Genomic DNA, 9,302 nt, shown 5'->3' with positions numbered 1-9,302 from the left:
GCCGCCGGCCGGAGTGCGTGGTGGAGAGCCACCGGGGCGGCGGGTGTCGCGGCGGCTCGGCGGGCGGGTGCCCGGGCGGCGCTGGGCCCTGGTCATGACCTTGTTCATGGGTCCCCGTTCGTGCGGTCGCCCGGTGTGTACCGGGCAGTAACTTCCTGTTGGGCCTCTTGTACGGGGCGGAAGCGACGGCGGCAAGGAAGGCGCGGTACGCGTCGCGGGGCGGACGGATTCACCTATCCGTGTGATCGAGGGGGCCGCGAACCCCGGAAGAACGGGGGCGCACCGGGTGAGACGAGGGGCGTGGAGTGGACGATTCAGGGGGCGTGGCCGGGACTCGAAAGGAGGCTTGCGCACGTATCCTGAAGGCCGTCCGGGTGGCGAACCCTCCGACCACGAAAGCGGCCTGCCATGCGTGTCTACGTCCCTCTGACCCTCCCCGGCCTCGCCGAGGCGCACAAGACGGGGGAGCTCGGGGCGGAGTCGCTCCTCGCGTACGCCGTGACACCGGCCCTGCGCGAGTGGTACCTCTCCGACGACATCGAGGAGCTGGAGTACGCCGCGCTGAGCCGGGCCGCGCTCGCCTCCCTGCGACTGCTGGCGATGGACCCGGGCGCGCCGCGGCGCCGGGTCGTGGTCGCCGTGGACGTGCCCGACAGCACGGCGGTGGCCGACCCCGACCGCGGACTCGACCCCGCCGCGCTCGGCGAGGTACGGGTGGCGGGCCCCGTACCGCTGGCCAGGGCGGCCGCCGTGCACGTCGACGTGGACGACGCGGAGGCGGACGTGACCGCCGCCGCCGAGGCCCTGGGGGCGGCGGACGCCGGGGACGACGACGCCCAGTTCGTCGTGGACGGCGCCGAGGACCACGAGCTGCTGTGGTACGCCACGCAGGAGATCCCCGACCTCGTCGGGCCCGGCGACTGAGAATCCACCGGGGTCTCGGGCCCGCCCCGCCCCCTGACTCGACGCTCTCCTGATTGTCGGTGGCGGCGGGTACGTTTTTGGCATGGGGAAGCAATCAGGGGCGCACATCGTCTGGGACTGGAACGGCACGCTCTTCCACGACAACGCCGCGGTCGTCGGAGCGACGAACGCGGCGTTCGCCGAGCTCGGCCTGGAGCCGATCACACTGGAGCAGTACCGCGCGCTGTACTGCGTGCCGGTCCCGAAGTTCTACGAGCGGCTGCTGGGCCGGCTCCCCACCGAGGCCGAGTGGGAGGCGATGGACGCCGTCTTCCACCGGTACTACACCGAGCACCGCATCCGCTGCGCGCTGACCGAGGGAGCGGTGGAACTGCTCACCGGCTGGACGTCGGCCGGCCACAGCCAGTCGATCCTGAGCATGTACGGGCACGAGGACCTCGTCCCGCTGGTACGGGGCTTCGGAATCGAATCGCACTTCGTCCGGGTGGACGGCCGGACGGGGCCGTCCGGCGGCAGCAAGGCCGAGCACATGGTGCGGCACCTGGGCCTGCTCGCCGGGGCGGTGAACCCGGCGCGCACGGTGGTCATCGGGGACGCCGCGGACGACGCGCTGGCCGCGCGGTACGCCGGGGCGCGGGCGGTCCTCTACACCGGTGGCTCGCACAGCCGGGCCAGCCTGGAAGAGGCCGGCGTGCCGGTGGTGGACACCCTCGGCGAGGCGGTCGCCGAGGCCCACCGCCTCGCGGAGTGAAAACGGGGGAGAGCAGGCCGGAAAAACAAGAGGGAAGGGGGAAAAGAGGGACGGAAGCGATCAAGAGGGGCAAGCGGGTATACGCTGCTTCCGTCTCCGCCGCCCCTGTGCAGAACGTCAAACTTCCACCCTCGGTTTTGTACACATACGGCTCATGACGGGCCCCCCGTGAGGAGGGATAGCCTTGGTGGCGTGATCAGCGCGATAGCTCGCGGGGGCACCGTCGCCTCCGCTGTGCGCCCGGTGGGCACGGACCACATCCGTGTCCGGGCGTCGGTCGCTGATTCTCGCGGGCGGGAAGGGGATGCGACGGCACCCGGGGCGCCGCGTCGACTCCAGGCACCGGTGCCATGGAGAGCAGCGTCACACCCGTCGGACGCATCGAAGATGGCTGATATCCCCCCGCTCATCTCATCCCGAGGCATAGCGTCGGAGTGGACCGGACGCCCCGGTCCGAGGCGTCACGCCGCAAGGGCGGAGACCGTACTTCCTTCTACGTCACGCAACGGCGCGCGACAGGAGCCAGAGGACAATGCAGACCAAGCTGGACGAAGCCAAGGCCGAGCTGCTCGAGAGGGCCGCCCGGGTAGCTGAGAACAGTCCGGTCGGGGGTCATCTCCCGGCCGGGTCGACGGGCGAGGGCGCCCCGGACCGGGATTCCGTCCTCGCCTTCCTCCAGCGTTTCTACCTGCACACCGCCCCAGAGGACCTCACGGACCGCGACCCGGTCGACGTCTTCGGAACCGCCTACTCCCACTACCGCCTGGCCGAGAACCGCCCGCAGGGCACGGCCAGCGTCCGGGTCCACACGCCGACCGTCGAGGAGAACGGCTGGACCTGCACCCACTCCGTCGTCGAGGTCGTCACCGACGACATGCCCTTCCTCGTGGACTCCGTGACGAACGAGCTGACCCGGCAGGGACGGGGCATCCACGTCGTCGTCCACCCGCAGTTCGTGGTGCGCCGGGACGTCACCGGCAAGCTCATCGAGGTGCTGCCCGCCGCGTCGTCCGGCGAGCCGCTGCCGCACGACGCGCTCACCGAGTCCTGGATCCACGTCGAGATCGACCGCGAGACCGACCGCGCCGACCTCAAGCAGATCACCGCCGACCTGCTGCGCGTGCTGTCCGACGTCCGCGAGGCCGTCGAGGACTGGGAGAAGATGCGCGAGGCGGCGATCCGGCTCGCCGAGGGACTGCCCGGCGAGCCCGTGCCCGGCGACCTGCGCCCGCGGGAGGTCGACGAGGCCCGCGAGCTGCTGCGCTGGCTGTCCGACGACCACTTCACCTTCCTCGGCTACCGCGAGTACCAGCTGCGCGACGACGACTCCCTGGCCGCCGTTCCCGGCACCGGTCTCGGCATACTGCGCGCGGACCCGCCGCACGCCGGCGACGACAGCCACCCGGTCAGCCCGTCCTTCGAGCGGCTGCCCGCCGACGCCCGCGCCAAGGCGCGCGAGCACAAGCTGCTGGTGCTGACCAAGGCCAACAGCCGGGCCACCGTCCACCGGCCCTCCTACCTGGACTACATCGGCGTCAAGAAGTTCAACGACAAGGGCGAGGTCGTCGGCGAGCGCCGCTTCCTCGGCCTGTTCTCGTCCGCCGCCTACACCGAGTCGGTGCGCCGGGTCCCGGTCATCCGGCGCAAGGTCGACGAGGTCCTCGAGCTCGCCGGTTTCTCGCCCAACAGCCACGACGGGCGCGACCTGCTGCAGATCCTCGAGACCTACCCGCGCGACGAGCTCTTCCAGACCCCGGTCGGCGAGCTGCAGGCGATCGCCACCTCCGTGCTGTACCTGCAGGAGCGCCGCCGGCTGCGCCTGTACCTGCGCCAGGACGAGTACGGCCGCTACTACTCGGCCCTCGTCTACCTCCCGCGCGACCGCTACACCACCGGCGTACGCCTGCGGTTCATCGACATCCTCAAGGAGGAGCTGGGCGGCACCAGCGTCGACTTCACCGCCTGGAACACCGAGTCGGTCCTCTCCCGGCTGCACTTCGTCGTCCGCGTGCCGCAGGGCACCGAGCTGCCGCAGCTGTCCGACAGCGACAAGGAGCGCATCGAGGCCCGCCTGGTCGAGGCCGCCCGCTCCTGGGTGGACTCCTTCTCCGAGGCGCTGACCGCGGAACTCGGCGAGGAGCACGCCGCGGAGCTGCTGCGCCGCTACTCGGGCGCCTTCCCCGAGGGCTACAAGGCCGACCACACCCCGCGCGCCGCGGTCGCCGACCTGGTCAACCTCGAGCAGCTGAACGAGGACAGGCCCTTCGTGCTCAGCCTGTACGAGCCGGTGGGCGCCGCCCCCGAGGAGCGCCGTTTCAAGATCTACCAGAAGGGCGGCTCGGTCTCCCTGTCCGCCGTCCTGCCGGTGCTGAGCCGGCTCGGCGTCGAGGTCACCGACGAGCGGCCGTACGAGCTGCGCTGCGCGGACCGCACGACGGCGTGGATCTACGACTTCGGTCTGCGCATGCCCAAGGAGATCAGCGGCAACAGCGACTGCCTGGGCGACGACGCCCGCGAGCGCTTCCAGGACACCTTCGCCGCCGTCTGGACGGGCAAGGCGGAGAACGACGGGTTCAACGCCCTGGTGCTGTCCGCGGGGATGACCTGGCGGCAGGCGATGGTGCTGCGCGCGTACGCCAAGTACCTGCGCCAGGCGGGCTCGACCTTCAGCCAGGACTACATGGAGGACACCCTCCGCAACAACGTCCACACCACCCGGCTGCTCCTCTCGCTGTTCGAGGCGCGGATGTCGCCGGAACGCCAGGGTGCCGGGCACGAGCTCGTGGACGCGCTGCTCGAAGAGGCCGACGCGGCCCTGGACGAGGTGGCCTCCCTCGACGAGGACCGGATCCTGCGGGCCTATCTCAACGTCATCAAGGCGACCCTGCGCACCAACTTCTTCCAGCAGGCGCAGGACGGCCGGCCGCACGACTACGTCTCCATGAAGTTCGACCCGCAGGCCATCCCGGACCTGCCGGCGCCGCGCCCGGCGTACGAGATCTGGGTGTACTCGCCGCGTGTGGAGGGCGTGCACCTGCGCTACGGCAAGGTCGCCCGGGGCGGCCTGCGCTGGTCCGACCGGCGCGAGGACTTCCGTACCGAGATCCTCGGCCTGGTCAAGGCGCAGATGGTGAAGAACACCGTCATCGTGCCGGTCGGCGCCAAGGGCGGCTTCGTCGCCAAGCAGCTGCCCGACCCGAGCGTGGACCGGGACGCGTGGATGGCGGAGGGCGTCGCCAGCTACAGGACGTTCATCTCGGCACTGCTCGACATCACCGACAACATGGTCGCCGGCGAGGTCGTGCCCCCGCAGGACGTCGTGCGGCACGACGGCGACGACACCTATCTGGTGGTCGCGGCCGACAAGGGAACGGCGCGGTTCTCGGACATCGCCAACGAGGTCGCCCAGTCGTACGACTTCTGGCTCGGTGACGCCTTCGCCTCCGGCGGCTCGGCGGGCTACGACCACAAGGGCATGGGCATCACCGCCCGCGGCGCCTGGGAGTCGGTCAAGCGGCACTTCCGGGAGCTGGGCGTGGACACCCAGACCGAGGACTTCACGGTCGTCGGCATCGGTGACATGTCCGGTGACGTGTTCGGCAACGGCATGCTGCTGAGCGAGCACATCCGGCTGGTCGCCGCCTTCGACCACCGGCACATCTTCATCGACCCCGACCCGGACGCGGCCGTCTCCTACGCCGAGCGCCGCCGCCTGTTCGAGCTGCCGCGCTCCTCGTGGGCCGACTACGACGCCGAGCTGCTCTCGGCCGGCGGCGGGGTGTTCTCCCGCACGGCCAAGTCGATCCCCGTCAACGCGCACATCCGCGAGGCCCTCGGCATCGAGTCCGGCATCACCAAGATGACCCCGGCCGACCTGATGCGGGCGGTCCTCAAGGCCCCGGTGGACCTGCTGTGGAACGGCGGCATCGGTACGTACGTCAAGGCGTCCACCGAGTCCCACGCCGACGTCGGCGACAAGGCCAACGACGCCATCCGCGTCGACGGCCGCGACCTGCGGGTCCAGGTCGTCGGCGAGGGCGGCAACCTGGGCTTCACCCAGCTCGGCCGCATCGAGTGCGCCATGCAGGGCGCCCGGATCAACACCGACGCCATCGACAACAGCGCCGGCGTGGACACCTCCGACCACGAGGTGAACATCAAGGTCCTGCTCAACGGCCTGGTCGCGGACGGCGACATGACCGTCAAGCAGCGCAACAAGCTGCTCGCCGAGATGACCGACGAGGTCGGCGCCCTGGTGCTGCGCACCAACTACGCGCAGAACACGGCGATCGCCAACGCGCTCGCCCAGTCCAAGGACATGATCCACGCCCAGCAGCGCTTCATGAAGCACCTGGTGCGCGAGGGCCGCCTGGACCGGGCACTGGAGTTCCTGCCCACCGACCGGCAGATCCGTGAGCGGCTGGCCGCCGGGCACGGCCTGACCGCTCCGGAGACGGCCGTCCTGCTGGCGTACACGAAGATCACGGTCTCCGAGGAACTGCTGCGCACCACGCTGCCGGACGACCCGTACCTGCGCGGTCTGCTGCACGCCTACTTCCCGGCCCCGTTGCGCGAGCAGTTCGGCGAGCGGATCGACAACCACCCGCTGCGCCGCGAGATCACCACGACCGTCCTGGTCAACGACACGGTCAACACGGGTGGTACGACCTATCTGCACCGCCTGCGGGAGGAGACCGGCGCGTCGCTGGAGGAGATCGTCCGGGCGCAGACGGTGGCCCGCGCGATCTTCCGGTCGGCACCGGTGTGGGACGCGGTCGAGGCGCTGGACAACAAGGTCCGGGCCGACGTCCAGACCCGTATCCGGCTGCACTCGCGCCGCCTGGTCGAGCGCGGCACGCGCTGGCTGCTGAACAACCGGCCGCAGCCGCTGGAGCTCGGCGAGACCGTCGAGTTCTTCGCCGACCGGGTCGGGCAGGTCTGGGCGGCGCTGCCCAAGCTGCTCAAGGGCGCTGACCTGGAGTGGTACCAGCAGGTCTACGACGAGCTGTCCGGCGCCGGCGTCCCGGACGAGACGGCCAGGCGGGTGGCAGGGTTCTCCTCCGTCTTCCCGGCGCTCGACATCGTCTCGGTGGCCGACCGCATGGGCAAGGACGCGATGGACGTCGCCGAGGTGTACTACGACCTCGCCGACCGTCTGAGCATCACCCAGCTGATGGACCGCATCATCGAGCTGCCGCGCGCCGACCGGTGGCAGTCCATGGCCCGGGCGGCGATCCGCGAGGACCTGTACGCGGCGCACGCGGCCCTGACCGCGGACGTCCTGGCCGCGGGCAACGGCTCCGCCACGCCGGAGCAGCGGTTCAAGGTGTGGGAGCAGAAGAACGCGGCGATCCTCTCCCGGGCGCGTGCCACGCTCGAGGAGATCCACGGATCGGACGCGTTCGACCTCGCCAACCTGTCGGTGGCGATGCGGACGATGCGCACGCTGCTGCGCACGCACTCGTAGCGCGCGTCCGAGCAGTACGTCGTCGAGAGCGCCCCGGACCGGCCGGTCCGGGGCGCTCTCACGTTTTCACGCCCTCAAAACGGGGTGATCCAGGACATTTGGATAAAGTTTCCGTGTGACTGCGAACCCCCTGGCCGATGTGCGCGGCGCCGGCTGAGGCGCCTCCCGCGGGCAGAGCCGCCCCCCGGCCGACAGTCACCCCGGGGCGGGCCGTCGCGCCCCGCGTGACGGCCGTACTCCTCGTCGTCCTGCTGTTATGGGTGATCGTCCCGCTGCCCTGGGCCGGTGACCTCGGCATGCACGCGGCGACCATCGAGCGGCTGCGTCACCACCTGCTCCGCCCCGGCAACCCGCTCGTCGACGCGGACACCCCGAGCCCCTACTACTCGCCGTGGACGCTGCTGCTCGGCTGCGTCGCCAGGGCGACCGGCCTGTCGGCCTTCGGCGTCCTGCGGCTCGCCGCGCTCGCCGGGCTCACGCTGCTGGGGGCGGGCGTACGGCGGTACGTCAGGACGCTCAGCGCGCACCGGGCGGCGCCCGCCCTGGCAGCCCTGAGCCTCGCCCTGCTCTGGGGAACGGCCGTCATCAACTGGAGCGGCTTCCTCTCCCTGAACTCCCTCGCGCTGACGGTGTCGTACCCCAGCGTGTTCACCCTCGGCCTCTCCTTCCACTACTGGGCGTGGCTCACCCGGGCACTGCGCACGTCCGCCGGATGGCGGAGGTGGCCGGGACTCGGGGTGCTGTGGGCGGCGATCCTGCTCTGTCACCAGTTCACCGGGCTCGTCGCCACCCTGGGCGGACTGGCCGCGGTGCTCTCCGTCCGGCCCGCACGGGCGCTGTGGCCGCGGCTCGCCGCCGCGGGGCGGCGCTGGGCCTGCCGACGCTGTGGCTGTGGCCCTACCACGACTTCTTCGCCCTGCTCTCGGCCGGCGGCGACCTGGAGGGGGTGCACCGGGCGCTCTGCACGGACTACCCGGGCCGCTACTGGCCGGCCCTGATCGGGGTGGCCGCCCTGGCCCTGCGGTGGCGGCGCGACCGGCGGGACCCCCTGGTGATCTTCTTCCTGCTGGGTGCGCCGGTGTCTGCTGCGGGTTTCGCGGACGGCCACTACTCCTGGGGCCGCGCCCTGCCCGCCGCCCTGATCCCGGCCCAGCTCGCCGCCGCGCTCGAGGTGGTCCGGGGCGGCCGGCGGACCGTACGGGTCTGCTGGGCACGGGCACTGGGCGGAGCACTGGCCGTGGGCGCGTGGGCCCAGGCCGGGGTGCTCGGATACGTCGTCGGACGCGGCGCGCTGCCGGACGTGCTCGCGGCCGACTACACCCCGCCGTGGGCCGGGTACGGCTGGATCACCCCGCATGTGAGGTACGGGGACGTGGTCATGGCCCGGGACCTCCCCTCCCGGCAGATCCCGGCCTACGGCCCCTGCACCGTCGCCCCCGGCTACCCGGACTTCTTCCTGCCGGACGAGTTCCGGCGCGAGCCGGCGGTGCAGCGCTACCACACACGGGGCACGCCGGCCGTCGCACGCGGGGAGATCCTGCGCGAGTACGGGGTGCGCTGGGTGCTGGACGGGCGCGGTCCCCGGCACGACCCGGGCCTGCGGGCGGTGGCACACGGCCCGGACGGCGAGGTGCTGTACGCCGTGGTGCCGTGACTCCTCTCCGGCCGGTCCTAGTTCCCGGTGCGCCTGCCGCCGCCGGTGAAGGCCTCGTACGCCTCCAGGACCTCCTCGGTGGGCCCGTCCATGCGCAGCTCACCGCGTTCCAGCCACAGCACGCGCTCGCAGGTGTCGCGGATCGACTTGTTGTTGTGGCTGACCAGGAAGACCGTGCCGGCCTCCTCGCGCAGCTCCCGGATGCGTGCCTCGGAGCGCATCTGGAACTTGCGGTCGCCGGTGGCCAGCGCCTCGTCGATCATGAGGACGTCGTGGTCCTTGGCGGCGGCGATGGAGAAGCGCAGTCGGGCCGCCATGCCGGAGGAGTACGTGCGCATCGGCAGCGTGATGAAGTCGCCCTTCTCGTTGATGCCGGAGAAGTCGACGATCTCCTGGTAGCGCGACTTGACCTCCTCGCGGGACATGCCCATGGCGAGTCCGCCGAGGTGGACGTTGCGCTCGCCGGTCAGGTCGTTCATCAGCGCCGCGTTCACGCCGAGGAGGGA

General features: G+C 71.3%; 4 protein-coding genes and 2 pseudogenes. 4 read left to right on the top strand and 2 right to left on the bottom strand.

All coding sequences use genetic code 11. The features are described from left to right. Positions 1–108: pseudogene (locus tag RH94_RS46980) on the bottom strand (Rv3235 family protein); the annotation flags it as partial. Between the two features lie 300 nt (positions 109–408). Between RH94_RS46980 and RH94_RS13750 the strand changes: the two are divergent. The 4 genes and pseudogenes from RH94_RS13750 (at position 409) to RH94_RS13735 (ending at position 8,796) form a co-directional block, all read left to right on the top strand. Then, complete coding sequence (locus RH94_RS13750) at positions 409–924, top strand: DUF6912 family protein (protein ID WP_073947898.1); 516 nt, start codon at positions 409–411, stop codon at positions 922–924. Positions 925–1,006: 82 nt separating this feature from the next. Then, positions 1,007–1,675, top strand: coding sequence for an HAD family hydrolase (locus tag RH94_RS13745; protein WP_073947897.1), 669 nt, complete (start codon positions 1,007–1,009; stop codon positions 1,673–1,675). A gap of 532 nt (positions 1,676–2,207) precedes the next feature. Further along, positions 2,208–7,142: an NAD-glutamate dehydrogenase gene (locus tag RH94_RS13740; RefSeq protein WP_073947896.1), complete on the top strand. Its 4,935-nt coding sequence runs from the start codon at positions 2,208–2,210 to the stop codon at positions 7,140–7,142. 137 nt (positions 7,143–7,279) lie between these two features. Next, positions 7,280–8,796, top strand: a pseudogene (locus tag RH94_RS13735) (hypothetical protein). A 17-nt stretch (positions 8,797–8,813) separates the two neighbouring features. On the opposite strand, the gene RH94_RS13730 reads toward RH94_RS13735, so the two are convergent. Next, the coding region (locus tag RH94_RS13730) for an ABC transporter ATP-binding protein (protein WP_407697310.1) at positions 8,814–9,302 on the bottom strand (489 nt) is incomplete at its 5' end.

This window comes from Streptomyces kebangsaanensis (assembly GCF_001906585.1).
Taxonomy (GTDB): Bacteria; Actinomycetota; Actinomycetes; order Streptomycetales; family Streptomycetaceae; genus Streptomyces; species Streptomyces kebangsaanensis.
Note: the sequence above shows the minus strand (reverse complement) of the source record. Positions and strands in the feature narration are given on the sequence as shown.

What these genes read in the sequence shown, in the direction of transcription:
- RH94_RS13750 (WP_073947898.1), top strand. Translation starts at nt 409, where the DNA reads ATGCGTGTCTACGTCCCTCTGACCCTCCCCGGCCTCGCCGAGGCGCAC.
- RH94_RS13745 (WP_073947897.1), top strand. Translation starts at nt 1,007, where the DNA reads ATGGGGAAGCAATCAGGGGCGCACATCGTCTGGGACTGGAACGGCACG.
- RH94_RS13740 (WP_073947896.1), top strand. Translation starts at nt 2,208, where the DNA reads ATGCAGACCAAGCTGGACGAAGCCAAGGCCGAGCTGCTCGAGAGGGCC.